13 protein-coding genes and 1 pseudogene are annotated in these 17,190 nt (G+C 68.5%); 5 read left to right on the top strand and 9 right to left on the bottom strand.

Annotated features, from left to right (window positions below; all coding sequences use genetic code 11):
• Nucleotides 1-50 precede the first annotated feature (50 nt).
• From ectB to ACZ7L9_RS00450, 4 genes are all read left to right on the top strand, one after another.
• Nucleotides 51-1,319: a diaminobutyrate--2-oxoglutarate transaminase gene (gene ectB, locus ACZ7L9_RS00435; RefSeq protein ID WP_471411152.1), complete on the top strand. Its 1,269-nt coding sequence runs from the start codon at nucleotides 51-53 to the stop codon at nucleotides 1,317-1,319.
• 77 nt (nucleotides 1,320-1,396) lie between these two features.
• Entirely contained in the window at nucleotides 1,397-1,795 is a 399-nt protein-coding gene (locus ACZ7L9_RS00440; protein WP_471411154.1) for an ectoine synthase, read from the top strand.
• 3 nt (nucleotides 1,796-1,798) lie between these two features.
• Nucleotides 1,799-2,692 carry an ectoine hydroxylase gene (thpD, locus tag ACZ7L9_RS00445; RefSeq protein WP_471411155.1) on the top strand — a complete coding sequence of 298 codons (894 nt, stop codon included), beginning with the start codon at nucleotides 1,799-1,801 and terminating at the stop codon, nucleotides 2,690-2,692.
• Nucleotides 2,693-2,780: 88 nt separating this feature from the next.
• Nucleotides 2,781-3,806: a VOC family protein gene (locus ACZ7L9_RS00450; RefSeq protein ID WP_471411156.1), complete on the top strand. Its 1,026-nt coding sequence runs from the start codon at nucleotides 2,781-2,783 to the stop codon at nucleotides 3,804-3,806.
• A gap of 101 nt (nucleotides 3,807-3,907) precedes the next feature.
• Here ACZ7L9_RS00450 and ACZ7L9_RS00455 read toward each other — a convergent pair whose 3' ends face one another.
• The 9 genes and pseudogenes from ACZ7L9_RS00455 to ACZ7L9_RS00495 form a co-directional block, all read right to left on the bottom strand.
• Nucleotides 3,908-6,637 (bottom strand): SpoIIE family protein phosphatase, encoded by a 2,730-nt coding sequence (locus tag ACZ7L9_RS00455; protein ID WP_471411157.1) that lies wholly within the window; start codon nucleotides 6,635-6,637, stop codon nucleotides 3,908-3,910.
• 225 nt (nucleotides 6,638-6,862) lie between these two features.
• A pseudogene (locus ACZ7L9_RS00460) lies at nucleotides 6,863-7,267 on the bottom strand (aminotransferase class V-fold PLP-dependent enzyme); the annotation flags it as partial.
• 270 nt (nucleotides 7,268-7,537) lie between these two features.
• Nucleotides 7,538-8,257 (bottom strand): DsbA family oxidoreductase, encoded by a 720-nt coding sequence (locus ACZ7L9_RS00465; protein WP_471411158.1) that lies wholly within the window; start codon nucleotides 8,255-8,257, stop codon nucleotides 7,538-7,540.
• 212 nt (nucleotides 8,258-8,469) lie between these two features.
• Nucleotides 8,470-10,059: an ABC transporter substrate-binding protein gene (locus ACZ7L9_RS00470; protein WP_471411160.1), complete on the bottom strand. Its 1,590-nt coding sequence runs from the start codon at nucleotides 10,057-10,059 to the stop codon at nucleotides 8,470-8,472.
• 594 nt (nucleotides 10,060-10,653) lie between these two features.
• Entirely contained in the window at nucleotides 10,654-12,252 is a 1,599-nt protein-coding gene (locus ACZ7L9_RS00475) for a hypothetical protein (RefSeq protein WP_471411161.1), read from the bottom strand.
• Between the two features lie 230 nt (nucleotides 12,253-12,482).
• Entirely contained in the window at nucleotides 12,483-13,436 is a 954-nt protein-coding gene (locus ACZ7L9_RS00480) for an immunity 49 family protein (protein WP_471411163.1), read from the bottom strand.
• Nucleotides 13,437-13,647: 211 nt separating this feature from the next.
• Complete coding sequence (locus ACZ7L9_RS00485) at nucleotides 13,648-14,010, bottom strand: hypothetical protein (RefSeq protein WP_471411164.1); 363 nt, start codon at nucleotides 14,008-14,010, stop codon at nucleotides 13,648-13,650.
• A gap of 108 nt (nucleotides 14,011-14,118) precedes the next feature.
• Nucleotides 14,119-14,730 (bottom strand): DUF1349 domain-containing protein, encoded by a 612-nt coding sequence (locus tag ACZ7L9_RS00490; protein WP_471411166.1) that lies wholly within the window; start codon nucleotides 14,728-14,730, stop codon nucleotides 14,119-14,121.
• Nucleotides 14,727-16,247 (bottom strand): aldehyde dehydrogenase (NADP(+)), encoded by a 1,521-nt coding sequence (locus ACZ7L9_RS00495; protein WP_471411168.1) that lies wholly within the window; start codon nucleotides 16,245-16,247, stop codon nucleotides 14,727-14,729. Before ACZ7L9_RS00495 ends, ACZ7L9_RS00490 begins: the two co-directional genes overlap by 4 nt.
• Before the next feature lie 172 nt (nucleotides 16,248-16,419).
• Here ACZ7L9_RS00495 and ACZ7L9_RS00500 point away from each other — a divergent pair, with 172 nt between their 5' ends.
• Nucleotides 16,420-17,190, top strand: coding sequence for an IclR family transcriptional regulator (locus tag ACZ7L9_RS00500; protein WP_471411170.1), 771 nt, complete (start codon nucleotides 16,420-16,422; stop codon nucleotides 17,188-17,190).

A 17,190-nucleotide genomic window follows, 5' to 3' on the forward strand; every position in this document is an offset into this window, starting at 1 on the left:
GCACCCGCACCGCCACCCGTCACACACCCCCCTCAAGCAGGAGATTCCCTGTGACCATCACCCCGCCCGCGCTGAGTGTCTTCGAGACCCTGGAGTCGGAGGTACGGAGCTACTGCCGCAACTGGCCCGCCGTGTTCGACCGTGCGCAGGGCGCCCGTCTGACCGACGAGGACGGCCACGGCTACCTCGACTTCTTCGCCGGCGCCGGATCTCTCAACTACGGCCACAACAACCCGGTGCTGAAGCGCGCGCTGATCGACTACATCGAGCGCGACGGCATCACCCATGGCCTCGACATGGCCACCACCGCGAAACGGGCCTTCCTGGAATCCTTCCAGAACAACGTGCTGCGCCCGCGTGATCTCCCGTACAAGGTGATGTTCCCCGGCCCGACCGGCACCAACGCGGTCGAGGCAGCGCTGAAACTGGCCCGCAAGGTGAAGGGGCGGGAGTCGATCGTCTCCTTCACCAACGCCTTCCACGGCATGTCGCTGGGCTCGCTCGCCGTCACCGGCAACGCCTTCAAACGGGCCGGGGCCGGCATCCCGCTGGTGCACGGCACCCCGATGCCGTTCGACAACTACCTCGACGGCCGGGTGCCCGACTTCCTCTGGTTCGAACGGCTCCTGGAGGACCAGGGCTCCGGTCTCAACAAGCCCGCCGCCGTGATCGTCGAGACGGTGCAGGGCGAGGGCGGCATCAATGTGGCGCGCCCCGAGTGGCTGCGGGCGCTCGCCGATCTGTGCCGTCGCCGCGACATGCTGCTGATCGTCGACGACATCCAGATGGGCTGCGGGCGTACGGGCGCGTTCTTCTCCTTCGAGGAGGCCGGCATCACCCCCGACATCGTGACCCTGTCCAAGTCCATCAGCGGCTACGGACTGCCCATGTCGCTCTGCCTGTTCACACCGGAGCTGGACGTCTGGGGGCCGGGCGAGCACAACGGCACCTTCCGCGGCAACAACCCGGCATTCGTCACGGCCGCGGCCGCGCTGGACGCCTACTGGGCGGACGGCCAGATGGAGAAGCAGACCCTGACCCGCGGCGAGCAGGTCGAGCAGGCGCTGCTGGCGATCTGCGACGAACACGCCCGGCTCGGCGCGCAGTTCCGAGGTCGTGGACTGGTCTGGGGCATGGAGTTCACCGACAAGGCGCGCGCCGCCGCGATCTGCACCCGCGCCTTCGAGCTGGGCCTCCTCGTCGAGACCTCCGGTCCGCAGAGTGAGGTCGTGAAGCTGCTGCCGCCGCTGACCGTCACCCCCGAGGAGCTGGACGAGGGCCTGCGGACGCTGGCCCGCGCGGTCCGCGAATCCGCCTGAACCCGACCCGGACCCGGACCGACCCGGCGCGGGTCCGACGAGAAACACCCCCGCAGAGAGAAAGGCACCGAACCACCGTGATCGTCCGATCGTTCAGTGACATCGAGAACACCGACCGGCATGTGAAGGCCGCCTCCGGAACCTGGGAGAGCAAGCGCATCGTGCTCGCCCGGGAGAAGGTGGGCTTCTCGCTCCACGAGACCACGATGTACGCGGGTACCGAGACATCGATGTGGTACGCGAACCACATCGAGGCCGTCCTGTGCATCGAGGGCGAGGCCGAGCTCACCAATGACGAGACCGGCGAGAAGCACTGGATCACCCCCGGCACGATGTACCTGCTGAACGGGCACGAGCACCACACCATGCGACCGAAGACCGATTTCCGTTGCGTCTGCGTCTTCAACCCTCCGGTCACCGGACGGGAGGAGCACGACGAGAACGGTGTCTACCCACTGCTGACCGAGGAGGGCTGAACCATGACCACCGATGTACGCACCGATCCGTACCCCACCCGCGGCGCGGCCGAGATGATCACTCCCCGTCAGGACCCGGTCATCTGGTCGGCGCCCGGTGCCCCGGGGCCGGTCGCCGTGAAGGATCTGCAGGGCTTCGAGCGCGACGGATTCCTCACCGTGGACCAGCTGATCACCCCGGACGAGGTCTCCGCCTACCACGCCGAACTGGACCGGCTGATCGCCGATCCGGCGGTGCGGGCCGACGAGCGCTCGATCATCGAGCCGAAGTCGCAGAAGGTGCGGTCGGTCTTCGAGGTCCACCGGATCAGCGAGGTCTTCGCCCGGCTGGTCGGTGACGAGCGCGTGGTGGGCCGGGCCCGGCAGATCCTCGGTTCGGACGTGTACGTCCACCAGTCCAGGATCAACGTCAAGCCGGGCTTCGGCGCTTCGGGGTTCTATTGGCACTCGGACTTCGAGACCTGGCACGCCGAGGACGGCCTGGCGAACATGCGGGCGGTGTCCGTGTCGATCGCGCTGACCGAGAACCACGACACCAACGGCGGGCTGATGATCATGCCCGGTTCGCACAAGTCGTTCCTCGGCTGTGCGGGCGAGACGCCGAAGGACAACTACAAGAAGTCCCTGAAGATGCAGGACGCCGGCACCCCCTCGGACGAGGCGCTGACGAAGCTGGCCGACCGGCACGGCATCAAGCTCTTCACGGGCAGGGCGGGTTCGGCGACCTGGTTCGACTGCAACTGCATGCACGGCTCGGGGGACAACATCACCCCGTACCCGCGCAGCAATGTCTTCATCGTCTTCAACAGCGTGGAGAACGCCGCCCAGGAGCCGTTCGCGGCACCCGCGCGGCGTCCGGAGTTCATCGGCGCGCGGGACTTCACTCCGGTGAGGTGATCCGGTGAGGGGGTGGGCGGCGTCCATCGCCCGCTCCCTCTCCTGAAATCGGTGGACCGCGAGGCCGTCACCAACGACAGTGTGGCCCATGACCTCACTCGTACGTCACATCACGATCGACTGCGCCGACGCCTACGAGCTCGCCGGCTTCTGGTCCGGGGTGCTCGGCGCGCCGCTCTCCGACGAGGACGCGCCCGGCGATCCCGAAGCGCTCGTCGAAACCCCCGGCGCCGCGCTGCTGTTCATCTCGGTGCCGGAGCCGAAGAGCACCAAGAACCGTCTCCATCTGGACATTCAGCCGCAGGACCGCACCCGGGACGAAGAGGTCGAGCGGCTGCTCGGTCTGGGCGCCACCCTCGTGGCCGACCACCGCAAGCCGAACGGCCGGGGCTGGGCGACGCTCGCCGATCCGGAGGGAAACGAGTTCTGTGTCGAGTGCAGTGCGGCGGAACGGGCCGCGTTGACCGGGACCCGGCTGCCGGTCACCGCGGACGACGTGACCACCGCGGTCCGTCTCGCGGTCGACGCGCTTCGCGGGTCCTCGGTGAGCGACTGGCTGGTCCCGGCCGGAGCGCTGGAGTGGAACTGCTGGGAGACCACGGAGCACCTGAGCGACGATCTCTTCTCCTACGCGGCCCAGTTGGGCCCGCAGCGGCCCCCGCTGGACGCGTATGTCCCGTACCGCTGGAACAGCGAACACCAGGGGGGTCCGGCGAACGCGGTCTTCGCGGACCGGTCTGCCGGACCCGCCGGCCTGCTCCGGACGCTGGAGGCGAGCGGCGCGCTGCTCGCGGCGATGGTACGGACGGCCTCGCCCGAGTTGCGCTCGTACCACTCCTACGGGGTGTCCGACCCGGAGGGCTTCGCCGCCATGGGCATCCTGGAGACCCTTGTCCACACGCATGACCTCGCCGCCGGTCTGGGCGTCCCCTGGGCACCGCCCGCCGGTCTCTGCGACCGGGTGCTGGCCCGGTTGTTCCCGGACGCCCCGAAGGACGCCGACCGGTGGACCGTCCTGCTCTGGGCCACCGGCCGCGCGGAGCTGCCCGGCCGGACCCGGGTCACCTCGTGGAAGTGGCACAGTGCGCCGCTGGAGGAGTCCGGTCAGGAGTGACGGGAGACCCACTTCGGGCAGTCGTGGCGGGGTGTTGCCACCTGTTCGGCGGTGCCCGGCCCGATGGTCCTGCACCCCTCGGGGTCTTGCCGAGCCAGCAGTCAGAGTTTCGCGTCGAGGACGTCCGACCACGCCGTGAGGTCCGTGATCCCGTCGGACCGGGGCAGCGACAGCTCGGCCCAGATGACCTTTCCCTGGGGGGTGTAGCGGGTGCCCCAGCGTTCGGTCAGCTGCGCCACGAGGAACAGGCCGCGGCCTCCTTCATCCGTCGCGGCGGCATACCGCAGGTGGGGTGAGGTACTGCTGCCGTCGGCCACCTCACAGGTCAGGGTGCGGTCGTACAGCAGTCGGATCGTGACCGGCGCGGAGCCGTAGCGGAGGGCGTTGGTGATCAGCTCGCTGAGCACCAGTTCCGTGGCGAACGCAAGCTCGGACAGACCCCAGTCATCGAGCTTCTCGATCACGGCGGCACGCGTCCCCGCCACGGCGGCGGGATCGAACGGCACTGCCCATTGGGCGACACGATCGGGCGGGATCGCTCGTGTGCGGGCGATGAGCAGCGCCACATCGTCCTTCGGCCGACTGGGCAGGAGCGCGTCGAGCACCGCCTGACAGCTCTCCTCCGGCGACCGGTCGGGGTGGGACGCCAGGGCCTGACGCAGCAGCTCGATCCCCACATCGATGTCTCGGGTGCGGTCCTCGATCAGCCCATCGGTGTAGAGGACGAACTGCGTACCCTCCACCACGTCCAGTTCCGCGGTCTCGAACGGCATACCGCCCACGCCCAGGGGCGGACCGGCCGGCAGGTCGGGGAACGAGACACTGCCGCCGGGCCGGACCAGTGCGGGCGGGGGATGCCCGGCCCGTGCCATGGCGCAGTGACGGGAAACGGGATCGTAGATCACGTACAGGCAGGTGGCTCCCGTGACCCCCGCACCGACGGCCGTCTCCGCCTCCTCCTGGTCGATGCGCCCGACCAGGTCGTCGAGGTGACTGAGGATCTCGTCGGGCGGCAGGTCGAGTGTGGAGAAGTTGTGCACGGCCGTACGCAGCCGTCCCATCGTGGCGGCTGCGTGCAGGCCGTGGCCGACAACATCCCCGACGACCAGCGCCACCCGACTGCCCGGGAGCGGGATCACATCGAACCAGTCGCCGCTCACCCCGGAGAGTGCGGGCAGGTAACGATGGGCGACCTCAAGGGCGCTCTGCTCGGGCAGGGCCCGCGGCAGCAGGCTGCGCTGCAGAGTCACGGCCATGACGTGCTCACGGGTGTAGCGGCGGGCGTTGTCGATGCTGACCGCCGCCCGGGCAACCAGTTCTTCGGCCAGGGACAGGTCGTCCTCCTCGAACGGCTGAGGCTTCTCCGAGCGCCAGAAGTTGGCCATGCCCAGGATGACGCCACGCGCCTGGAGGGGCACCGTGATGAGCGAATGGATGCCGTACTCGACGATCATTTCCGTCCGTTCCGGGTCCTGGGTGAGCCAGCCGGGTGTGGTGGCCAGGTCGGGCACCAGTTGCGGCCAGCCGGTGCCGAAGGCCCTTGCCTGCGGCGTGGGGGGAAGGAAGTTGATCAGGTGGCCGACTTCATAGAGGGGAGAGTCGTCCCGGATGCCGCGGACGGCGGCACGGCGCATTTCCGCGCCCGTACCGGTCGGCTCGTTCCCATGCAGGACCGGTTCGGCCAGATCGACGGTGACGAAGTCGGCGAGTCGGGGAACCGCGACTTCTGCCAGTTCCTCGGCCGTACTCATCACGTCGAGGGTGGTACCGATGCCGATCCCGGCGTCGTACAGCAGCCTCAGCCGCTCGCGGGCGCTCTCCGCCCTGCCGGACAGGGACCGCAGCTCTGTGGAGTCACGCAGAGTCGCGACCGTCCCCTCGGGGCCACCGTAACGATCCGTGAGCCGCTGGTTCACCGCGAGCAACCGGTTTCCCGCGAGGTGAACTTCGTCCGTGGCCGCGCGCCCCGAGGTCAGCAGCTCCACCGTGCCGGGATCAAGGCCGGGCAAGTCCGAGATGTGTCGCCCCTCCGCGTCGTGCGGCAGATCCAGCAGTCGTCGGGCCTCGTCGTTGGCCAACAGCAATCGACCGTCGTTGCTGACGATGAGCACGCCTTCGCGTACGGCGTGCAGCACCGCGTCGTGATGCTCGTACATGCGGGTCATCTCGGCGGGGCCCAGGCCGTGGGTCTGCCGCTGCAGCCGCCTGGCCACCAGCGCCGTCCCGGCCGTGGCCACGGCGAGCGCGGCCGCTCCGGCGCCGAGGATGATCGGAATCTGCCGGGCTGCCACACTCGTCACTTTCTCGGCCCTCATGCCGGCAGACACCAGGCCCACGACCTTGCCCGGGCGAGCATTGATGGGGACGGTCGCCTGCACCTCGCGGCCGAGCGGGCCGTTGACGGTCTCGGTATACACGTGGCCGGCCAGTGATGGCCCGATGGTGCCGACGATCCTCTTCCCGATCAGTTCCGGCCGGGGATGGGTGTAGCGGATCCCCCTCGTGTCCGTCACCACGATGAAGTCGACGCCTGCCGCCTTCCGTCCCGCCTCGGTGAGCGGCTGGAGCACCTTGGTGGGGTCGGGGGCCCTCAGCGCGGCCACAATGCCCGGGGAGTGCGCGAACGTCTGCGCGACGGCAATGGAACGGTCCCTCGCGTCCGCGTTGCTGTCGCGCTCGGACTGCAGAAGGAACGCCAGCACCACGGCCGCCACCAGGAGCACGACCACAGCCGCCTGCAGGGCGAAGACCTGCCCGGCGAGGCTCCGGGGGTGCTTGCCCGTGAGTGACCGAACCTGTGCGCTCCGGGATCGGCCGAAACGATTGCCCACATGGCCCTTTGTAACACCGCAAGGTCGAAGGTGCGTTCGGTAACCGGCCAGTGGTTTCTCCGGGAGGGGAACACACGACCGCGCTGACGGCGATCCGTCAGCCGTGGTTCCGGACCGGCGCCGAGACGGCATGGGCGCGGCCGGCCCGGATCGGCGGTGGAGGACCCGGCCGCGACGACCCTCCCCACCGAACGAGCGGTTCAGCGGGAGGGCATTCCCAGGACTTCAACGGGAGAGCACGTCCAGGGCCCGGTCCACGTCGGCCTCCGTGTTGTACAGGTGGAAGGCCGCGCGCAGACTCCCCGCCCGGTCCGAGACCACCACCCCGGCCCGCAGCAGCTCCGCCACCCGTCCGCCGAGTCCGGGCACGGCCACGATGACCGACTCCCCCGGTACCGCCTCGTGCCCCAGTCCGGCCAGCCCCGCCCGGAAGCGGGCCGCGAGCCCGGTGGCGTGGGCGTGGACGGCGTCGATGCCGACCTCGCCCAGCAGCGCGAGCGAGCGTTCAGCCCCGTGGTACGAGAGGAAGGACAGTGGTTCGTCGTAGCGGCTGGCGGTCGGCGCGAGCCGCTCGACGGAGCCGTACGTGCTGTTCCAGGGGTCGTCGGAGGCGACCCACGCGGCAAAGACGGCCGGCGGTTGAGCGAAATAGTCTCCATGCGCCCAGCGTGAAGCCCCCTTTATTCATCGTCAATTACCACGAATCAAGGTGCGCACCCAAGTAATGCTTACGACCTCCCCCACGACAGGGAACGGGCTCCCTGTCGTGGGGGAGGTCGTTATGCATGCGGCCCAGGGCAGGCCGTCGCACGTCGCCACCGACGTGCGGGCCGCACAGGCGACGCCACAGCCCGCCGACGGGCCGGTACAGGCACCACCACCGCCCGATTTCAGGCCCGCTCAGGCGTTGCTTCCCGTCTGCGGGACCTCGCAGGCGCCGTCGGCGTCGCACGCCGCGGCGTCGCCGCCGATCGCGGTCAGCGGCCGGTCCTTCCAGGCCTGCTCGAGCGCCTGGGCGAACACCTCGGCGGGCTGGCCGCCTGAGATCCCGTACCGCCGGTCGAGCACGAAGAACGGCACGGCGTTGGCCCCGAGCTCGGACGCCTCCCGCTCGTCAGCCCGCACCTCGGCGGCGTACGCCTCCGGATCGGCGAGAACGGCGCGCGCCTCGTCGGCGTCGAGACCGGCCTCGACGGCCAGCTCGACCAGCACGTCAGCGTCGAAGACGGAACGCTCCTCGGCGAAGTTCGCCCGGTAGGCGAGGCTCAGCAGCTCGTCCTGGCGGCCGCGGGCCTTGGCCAGGTGGAGCAGCCGGTGGATGTCGAAGGTGTTGCCGTGGTCACGGCCCTCGGTGAGGTAGCCGAGCCCTTCGGACTGCGCGTTGGCCGCGACGTTCGCCTCCATGGCCCGCGCCTCTTCGCGGGTGTGCCCGTACTTCTGCGCCAGCATGTCGATCACCTGCACGGTGTCACCCTTGGCATGCGTGGGGTCGAGCTCGAAGGACCGGTGCACGACCTCGACCTCGTCGCGGTGGGCGAACCCTGCCAGCCCCTTCTCGAAGCGGGCCTTCCCTATGTAGCACCAGGGGCAGGCGATGTCGCTCCAGATCTCGACGCGCATGTCTCTTCTTCTCTCCGTGTTCCCGTACGTACGGCTCAGGCGACGCGGAGCCACCCTCCGCTCCCGTCCACAACGTGCGAGCGGACCCTCTCATTCCCCGGCTGCGTCCGGACGGTCCTCCGCCACCCCGCGGACGCCTACGACGGCGCAATCCGACTCCACGTATCGGGCACCGTGAACAGTCCGACGAGCGGAGCCCGAAACAGCCTCGGCTACTCCGCGGTGCTGAGTTCCCAGAACCGGAAGACAGTCGATGTGTCCAGGCAGTTCTGCAGGCCCCGGACGTTCTCGTGGGCGACCGCGTACTGCTTGCCCTGCCAGAGCGGCAGGAGCGGGAGCTGGCGCGCCACGATGTCCTGCAGCTTCATGAACTCCTGCCGGGTGTCCGCGCGGTCGGTCATGGACGAGGTCTTCGGGATGATCCGCTTGGATATCTCGCTGTTCTCGTAATTGTTCGACAGGACGTTGCCCTTACCGAAGAACGGCTGGGTGAAGTTGTCGGGGTCGGGGTAATCCGGTACCCAGCCCTTGACATAGACGCCGTACTTGCCGTCGGCGATGTCCTTCTCGTATTGCTCGAACGGGACGGACTTCATCCTGGCGTCGAAGAGTCCGCTCTTGTTCAGCTGATCGGCGATGGTCCGCAGTTCGTCGTCGGTGGCGGGTCCGTAACGACTCGGGGTGGACCAGAGGGTGAGTTTCACCTTGTCGGTGATACCGGAGTCCCGCAGGACATCCCTCGCCCGTTGCGGTTGCGGGCCGTCGCCGTACGTGTCGAAGAAAGAGGTGCCGTGGCCGGTGATGCCGACCGGGACGATCGAGTAGAGCGGTGTCGCGGTGGACTGGTAGACCTGGCTGACCAGGGAGTTGCGGTCGACGAGATAGGCGATGGCCTTGCGCACGGCGAGCTTGCCGACCACGGGGTCGGCAACGTTGAAGACCATGTGCTGGACTTCGGCGCTGCTCCCCTGGACGACTTCGAGGCCGTCCTTCTGAGCGGTGGGCGAGGTGTCCAGGGCGGCTATCGCCTTGGCGGTGAGGCCACGGTAGGCGATGTCGACCTTGCCCTTTTCCAGGGACGTTTCGAGGGCCTGCTGATCGCCGTGGAAGAGTTCCAGCGTCACGCCGGAGTTCTTCACCTCGGCGTTTCCGTGGTAGCCGGGGTAGACCGAGAAGACGGCCCTCGACTTGTCGAAGGAGTCCAGCTGATAGGGACCGGAGCCAACCGGCTTGCCGCCCTTGAGCAGCCTGTTCTTTGGATAGGTGTGACGGTCCACGATGGAACCGGCACCCGATGCGATCTTGCTGGGAAATATCGCATCGGGCACGTTGAGGTGGAAGACGACGGTCTTCTCGCTCGGGGTGGTGATCGACGAGATGGTGGAGAGCAGCGGCGCCGGGCCCGCCGGGTCGTTGATTCCGATCGCCCGGTCGAAGGAGTATTTGACGTCCTCCGATGTGAGGCTGTTGCCGTTGCTGAACTTCAACCCGTCACGCAGGGTGCAGGTGTAGGTCTTGCTGCCGTCCGAAAAGTGGCACTCCTCGGCGGCCTCCGGCACAGGGGTGGAACTCCCGGGCGGGAAGCTCAACAAAGACTGGAAGACGTTGCTGAACAGCAGCCAGGACCCCGGGTCGTACCCCGCGGCCGGATCTGTCGCGAGAATGTCGTCGGACATCCCGACGACCATCTTCTCCTTGGCCTCGAACGGCCAGATCTGATCCTGTGAGCCACAACCCGTCAGCAGCACCGCTGCTAATCCCCCGGCGATCAGGGTGCTCGACCGCCTCGTACGAACCTTCACAGAACGCGCCTCATACTCTCGGCCGGCCACAGGGGCGTATCCGGACAACCGGGTCAGGACAGGAAATACTGCGAATGGCGCGCCCGACCGGCATTTTCGGCGCAGCCGGGCGCGGTGGTGCGGACCGAACATCGTGCCTGGACCCGGCGTTCACCAAGAATTCCAGGCATAATGACCAACTTTCACATTCCCAGCCGGTGAACGGCACGGGGCAGGCTATGGCCGGTCTCGTGGTGCCGTCGGCCAATCTAGTAGTTGACCGCATTGCGCGATGGCACATCATGCGCCAATTAATCCCCACGGTTCGCCGGTGATGTTGGCCTGGTTTGCCTAATATCACATGCTGATGTTCGAGTTGATCAACCCGGTCGCCACCCCGCCCGGCCATTCGACGAACCGGCCCTTGAGGGCGGTACGTGGGGCCACATGAGGGCGCCAAAAGCCCCCTTCCCGGACACCCGGGACTGCCCATCGGCCCCAGAGCTCGGTCCCGATCCACCGCCGCGCCATCGAGGCCGAAAATCGTCGGATCACCGCGGAACCCTCGAGGAGGACTTGAACACCTCCCGCTTGGAGCGGGCGGCCACTACAGCCTCACCACGCCGCGTCGAGCCGCCTTCGTATCCGGGCCACGCGCTCAGGAATCGGGCGCTGCCTGAGAGCAATGATGGGACTGGTCAACTCCCGCAGGAAGGAGCAGTTCTCAGGATCGACCGACGCGACGTCCTTGGCGCGCACAATCGCCGGGAACCCGGTCAGGGCCGGGTCGTCCGGGGTGAGGGCCTCGCGAGGCGGTGGCACCTCGCCATGGAAGGACTCCGGTTCGACCAACCCCACCAACGGCTCCTCCAGCAGCACGACGCTGTCGTCGGCGCGTCCCAACTCCTTGACCAGTTCGAGTTCCTGCAGCAGGGCGGGGGTCTTCTCTGCCGCCCAGACGACGACACGCTCGGCGAGGACGATGAGGACACGGACGATGTCCAGCCAGCCGTCGTCAGGCAGGTACAGGAACCGCTGCAGCCTCTTGGAGATGCCGAGCAGGGACTCGATCTGACCGTCGATCCCCAACGCGGCTGCATTGGTGTTGGCGACCTGCACGACATCAGTGATCTCGGCTATCCGATTCAGTAGAGGCTGACCATCCGCATAACGAAGAATCCGGGTATAGCCATCCGGATCGTCAGGACCGAATACTGGATCGGGTTTAGAGCTCACGAAGGAGGTCTCCGTAAGGTCGAAGTTGCGCAGCAACAGAACGGTAGGATCTCCCGAGCATGCTGACCGTCGCACGAGGTTCGTCGTCGCATGATGGATCTGTCCAGCCAAACGGAGGGCATGGACATCAAGATCTCGCGGGACGCCGACGAGCCCCTTCGGGTCGTAACGCCCCGTCCGGCGAGCTGCCCGCATCATCGCTTCCAAGTATCCGGTCTTGAACTCCGGGTCTGGGATTCGCACCGTGTCCAGTACGTCCAGCGCATGCCGAGCGATGTAGACATGCTCGCTCAGCTTGCTGTTCCCGGTATCAGCGATGTCCGCTGTGAACAATTCGACGATGCGCGCGTAGGTCTGCCCGGCCTCCGACTCTTCGCCGATTTCCATGCAGTTGATCGCCTTGTTGACCAAGGTGGCGGCGACGTTCACTCGCAGCCAGGCTTCACTGCTCGACTGCCAGCGCTCGACGATCTCGTCGCAGACTTCGATACTCGCCCGTGTGTGCTGCTGGTTGTTGTGAACATCTCTGCCGATGACGAGGAGCGTGCTGAGGTCCATGAGCGCCTTGCAGCTCAGCCATTCCATCTCCGTGTCTCCCCCTCGAGGGATCAACTCGACCATCCGCCTCAGCGACCCGGTCGCGTGTGCATGCAGCTCGGGCACCAGAGCTGCGTCACGGTAGAGTTCGATGGCTCCCGAGATCGTCTGCCGGGCGAGGCCGTCGCCACGCGGTGCATACAAGCCGACTAACCAATCGGTCAACATGAGCGAGTCGTCGAACCGGCCGAGCGAAACGCAGCGGTCGGCCGTCGCGCCAACTGTCATGCAGTGCGCCAGATCCTCATCGGGCGCCGGCCCGAGCTCACGGGCGAGCGCCGGCAGGGTGCGCATCAGCCAGACGTGAAACTCCGCATCCGCATCCACCCGCCTCGTCGCATGCTGACGCGCCGAATCCCATCGCGCCAGGACGTTGTCCACAGTCGCTTCCATATCGAATTCGGGCAATGAGATCAACCCTTTCCGGGTCGGGTGGCCCGAGGGTCTCTCACCCCCGGGCTACCCGATCCACGATGGCGCAGAAGCCCACCAAGCAGAAGAGAGCGAAGACGGCTGGTACCCACTGCTCGACGTAGGACAGGGGCAGGTACTTCGTCTCGCCCCGGCGACCGGATCGCCCACCGGTGCAGTGGCCGGGGACACGGGCTGTCCTACTTGGCGGTCCAAAGGCCCAGGTCATTCGGGCGGGCGTCGGCCGCTCGCCGCAGCGCGTCCGGGGAACCCAGCATGCCGTGTGGCAGATAGCCGGACCGGACGCCCAGCTCCCACCCGTGTACTTGGACCGCGAGGGCGGCCAGGGCAAGGGCGCCGATCGGCAGCAGGGTCCTGGGGGCGGGATCGGAGCCCACACTCTCCCGGTGCTCGATGAGCCGGGCCACGAGAGCCTGCTCGAAGGCGTCCTGATCGTCGTCGAGAAGCACGCGAAGGAGGCGCTGGTCCGGTGTCATGGGGCCGGCCGCGTCCAGTTGCCGGGCCGCCTCGGTGCGCCCGTCGGCGTCCGGCTTGCACAAGGTCACCGTGGGCCAGTCGCGGGGCAGGTGCCCGCGTGCCCGGGGCAGGTAGCCGCACAGCGCGTCCATCTCCGCAAGATCTGCCGGTTCCGACGTCGAGGTCGGCTTCGAGTACGGCACCCCCTCCCGGATCGCGGGCGCGTAGTCGTTCCGCAGCAGCAGACCGATCACCCGCTGCCAGTCCCACACCAGGCCGCTGACCATGCACATCGCAAACGTTTCGACCCACGTGGCGGCCGTGGGGGCCTGCTCGACGATGTCGCCGAAAGCGATGTTCTCGCTGCTGAGACTCTCGTCGATGAGCGGGAAGACGATCTCCTGGTCACCGTCGGGGAAGCAGCCGACGCTCAGCACCCCCAGGGAGCACTCCGCCGCAGTCCGCAGTGCCGTGTGCGCCTGCTCGTCGAGCACCGGCTCCTCCACGGTGCGGGCGGCGATGTGGTCGAGGAGTTCGTCACGCATCTCCTGCATCTTCTCCGGGGACGGGTCGTCGTAGCGCATCCAGTGCCACCGCCCCCGGGTCCGTCGGGCGATGTCGTCGAGGGCCTGGGATATCCGCTGTCCGCTGACCTCGTGGCGCGTCACTTCTTGCACGGCTGCCGTCCTCCCGTGATCTTTCCGGCTGAACGCGGCACGCTACCAGCGGGCTCGGACATCGGGTCCGGCCGCGAGATCCGGGCATCAACAGGGACATCGAGTGGGCGGTACCGCCCGGGAAGTCGCCCGGCCACAGGCCGCAGAGCACGGCCGGGCATCCCCGCGGAAGGAGCCGCCGGGTCCGGGACGTCCTGTCGGACCACGGGAGTCAGGCGTAGCTGAGGATCAGCAACGCCGTCATGAACTGCGCCGCGACGTGCAGACCCAGGAGCCAGCCGCGTGCAAAGGCGAATGGCAGCCACTTCCTCGGCCAGGCGACCGCCGCGACGCCGAGCACGACCGCTGCCAGAAGGCCCCCGGGAATCCAGCCGTGGGGGACGGTGGCGCAGTCCTCGCCGTACGTCACACAGCCGGAGGCCCGGGGTGTGCTCAGCACGAAGAAGATGGAGCCGAGGAGTACGGGCACGAGCATGCCGAGCGCGATCCAGGAAGCCGTGCGGATGCCGCGGTCGGTGCGTTCCGGGTCGGCCGCGCGCTCCTCTGCGGGGACGAGGGCAGGAGTGGTGTTCATGTGGACCACCCAACCCCCCGGCGGCGCCGCAGGGTTGGGGACCAGTACCCGATTCCGCTGAGTACACGTGCTCATTCGTCCGGTGGCGCGACACACGTGCGGGACGGATCAGCTCCCGTCGCGCAGATCCTCAAGTCCCGTCGCACGGAAGGCGATCCGGTCGAAGGTCGCCGCGCAGCCCTCGCCCGTGGGCGACTGGACCAGGAAGCCGACGGAGGCCTCGGCCGCGCGCTGCGGATCGCCGAGTGCGAAGACGCGCACGAAGGTCCACTGCTCGCCGTCGGCCGAGGCGTGGAAGGCGAACGCGTTGCCGGTGCGGCTGAGGCGCAACCAGCAGCTGTCGCCGTCCACGACGAAGGAGTTGGCGTCGTCGGAGTGACCGCGGGTGACGACCGTGCAGACGGTGGGCAGGTCCGGGGAGAGCTCCAGACAGATCTTGGCCCACTCCCGTTCCCCGACGTGGAGGTAGAGGACCCCCGCGTCGAAGGCCGCGGTGAAGTCGACCCGGACCCGGGCGAGCAGCTGGAAGTCGCCCCGAGGTGCGGTGCCGAGGAGGCGGGGTGCGTCGCTCGCGGAGTCCAGGGCTTCATCGCCGGGTGGTACGAAGCGGTCCTGACGGGCTCCGGCACGGCCGGTCAGTGTGCCGTTCTCGTACGTCCAGTCGGACGCGGGGCCGAACGGACGTAGTTCAAAGGGGAGTTCGGGAAGGTGCGGGGTCATGCGCGGCGGCCGTTCACTCGGCGGGGCAGGTTCAGGGGGTTGTCGTCGCGGAGCTCCGGGGGGAGCAGGGCCTCGGGGGTCGTCTGGTAGGTGACCGGGCGCAGCCAGCGTTCGATGGCGGTGGCGCCGACCGAGGTGGAGGTGGAGGTGGTGGCCGGGTAGGGGCCGCCGTGGTGCTGGGCGGGGGCGACGGCGACGCCGGTCGGCCAGCCGTTGACGAGGACCCGGCCGGCCAACGGGGTGAGGGCCGCGAGGAGTCCGGGGGCGTCGGTGTCGGCGCCGTCCGTGGCGATCTGGAGGGTGGCGGTGAGGTTGCCGGGAAGCCGGGAGAGGACGGCGGTGATCTCGTCCGCGGAGGCGTAGCGGGCGACGACGGTGACCGGGCCGAAGCACTCCTCCAGAAGCGCGTCGTGCGGGCCCTCGGCCGTCAGGAGGTGCGCCGGTACGGTGAGGAAGCCGGCCGCGACGGTGTGCTCGCCGCCCGCGCCGGGGGTGACCGGGGCCTCCACATCGGGCAGTTCGGCCCGTTCGCGTACGCCTGCGACGAAGGCGTCGCGCATCCGGTGGTCGAGCAGAACCCCGGCCTCGGTGTCGCTGACCGCGTCGGTCAGCGACTTCAGCAGCCGGTCGCCGCTCTCCCCCGCCGGGGCCAGGACGAAGCCGGGCTTGGTGCAGAACTGGCCCGACCCCATCGTCATCGAGCCCGCGAGCCCGGCGCCGATCTGCTCGCCGCGCTCGGCGGCGGCGGCCTCGGTGACGACGACGGGGTTGAGGGAGCCCAGCTCGCCGTGGAAGGGGATGGGGGCGGGGCGGGCGCCCGCCGCGTCGAACAGGGCGCGGCCGCCGCGTACGGAGCCGGTGAATCCGGCGGCGGCGACGAGCGGGTGCTTGATCAGTTCGATGCCCGCGTCGAAGCCGTGCACCAGGATCAGTACGTCCTCGGGCAGGCCGACGCGGGCCGCCGCCCGGCGCAGTACGGAGGCGCACAGTTCGGATGTGGCGGGGTGGTCGGGGTGCGCCTTGACGACGACCGGGCAGCCGGCGGCCAGTGCGCTCGCGGTGTCACCGCCGGGGACGGAGAAGGCGAGCGGGAAGTTGCTGGCCGCGTACACGGCGACGACGCCGAGCGGGATCTTGTAGCGGCGCAGGTCGGGCCAGGGCGGGGTCCTGGTGGCGTCCTCGTGGTCGATGTGGATGTCGAGGAAGGCGCCCTCGTCGACAACCTCGGCGAAGGCCCGCAACTGGGCTGCGGTGCGCGCGAGTTCACCGGTGAGCCGGGCCGGGCCGAGTGCGGTCTCGGCGTCGGCGGCCTCGATGATGTGCTCCCCGGCCTCGGTGAGCAGTTCGGCGGCGGTACGCAGGAACGCGGCGCGCATGGTGCGGTCGGCGAGCGATGCGCGTACCGCGTGGGCGGCCCGGACCGCACGGTCGACCTCCTCCGCCGTAGCCTCCACCGCAACCTGCTCACGCGGGTTCCCGGTGCGGGGGTCGACGCTCCAGACTGGTGCTGCTGCCACCGTGATTCCTTCCGCTCCACTGCCACACATCAGAAGTTGTTCGGTATTCTGAACAGGGTTCCCGATCGTGAATATGCGGCGACTCTATTTCCGGGCGTTCGGTGTTGGCAAGAAGTCGCTGGGTTCAAGAGGTCGCAGGATTTCGTAAGTGGGCTGGAAGGGGCGTAGAGCGATGTCGGCTGCCGAGTCTGGTGGGGCACAGGTCAAGTCCGCCGTGCGGACGGTGGAACTGCTCGAATACTTCGCCGGGCGACCCGGCATGCACTCGCTCGCCGCGGTGCAGGAGGCGGTCGGCTATCCCAAGTCCAGTCTCTACATGCTGCTGCGCACGCTGGTGGAGCTCGGCTGGGTGGAGACCGACGCGACGGGTACGCGGTACGGGATCGGCGTACGGGCCCTGCTCGTCGGCACCTCGTACATCGACGGCGACGAGGTCGTCGCGGCCGCCCGCCCGACGCTGGACCGGCTCTCCGACGACACGACGGAGACCATCCACCTGGCCCGCCTCGACGGTACGAACGTGGTGTACCTCGCCACCCGGCAGTCCCAGCACTATCTGCGCCCCTTCACCCGCGTCGGCCGTCGGCTGCCCGCCCATTCCACCTCGCTCGGCAAGGCGCTCCTGGCCACCCACAGCGACGAGCAGGTCCGCAAGATGCTCCCTCAGACGCTGCCCGCGCTGACCGAACACACCATCACCGACCGCGAGAAGCTCATCGAGGAGCTGCACCTCATCCGCGAACAGGGCTACGCGGTGGACCGCGAGGAGAACACCCTCGGGCTGCGCTGCTTCGGCGTCGCCGTCCCGTACCGCACCCCCGCCCGCGACGCCATCAGCTGCTCGGTGCCGGTCGCCCGGCTCACGCCCGCGCACGAGCAAATGGTGAAGGACGCGCTGTTCGACGCGCGGGACCGCCTGGCGCTGGCCACCCGGAGGCTCTGA

Source organism: Streptomyces sp. NPDC111516, from assembly GCF_055635345.1.

What these genes read in the sequence shown, in the direction of transcription:
- thpD (WP_471411155.1), top strand. Translation starts at nt 1,799, where the DNA reads ATGACCACCGATGTACGCACCGATCCGTACCCCACCCGCGGCGCGGCC.
- ACZ7L9_RS00450 (WP_471411156.1), top strand. Translation starts at nt 2,781, where the DNA reads ATGACCTCACTCGTACGTCACATCACGATCGACTGCGCCGACGCCTAC.
- ACZ7L9_RS00465 (WP_471411158.1), bottom strand. Translation starts at nt 8,257, where the DNA reads ATGCGCGTCGAGATCTGGAGCGACATCGCCTGCCCCTGGTGCTACATA.
- ACZ7L9_RS00485 (WP_471411164.1), bottom strand. Translation starts at nt 14,010, where the DNA reads ATGAACACCACTCCTGCCCTCGTCCCCGCAGAGGAGCGCGCGGCCGAC.
- ACZ7L9_RS00490 (WP_471411166.1), bottom strand. Translation starts at nt 14,730, where the DNA reads ATGACCCCGCACCTTCCCGAACTCCCCTTTGAACTACGTCCGTTCGGC.
- ACZ7L9_RS00500 (WP_471411170.1), top strand. Translation starts at nt 16,420, where the DNA reads ATGTCGGCTGCCGAGTCTGGTGGGGCACAGGTCAAGTCCGCCGTGCGG.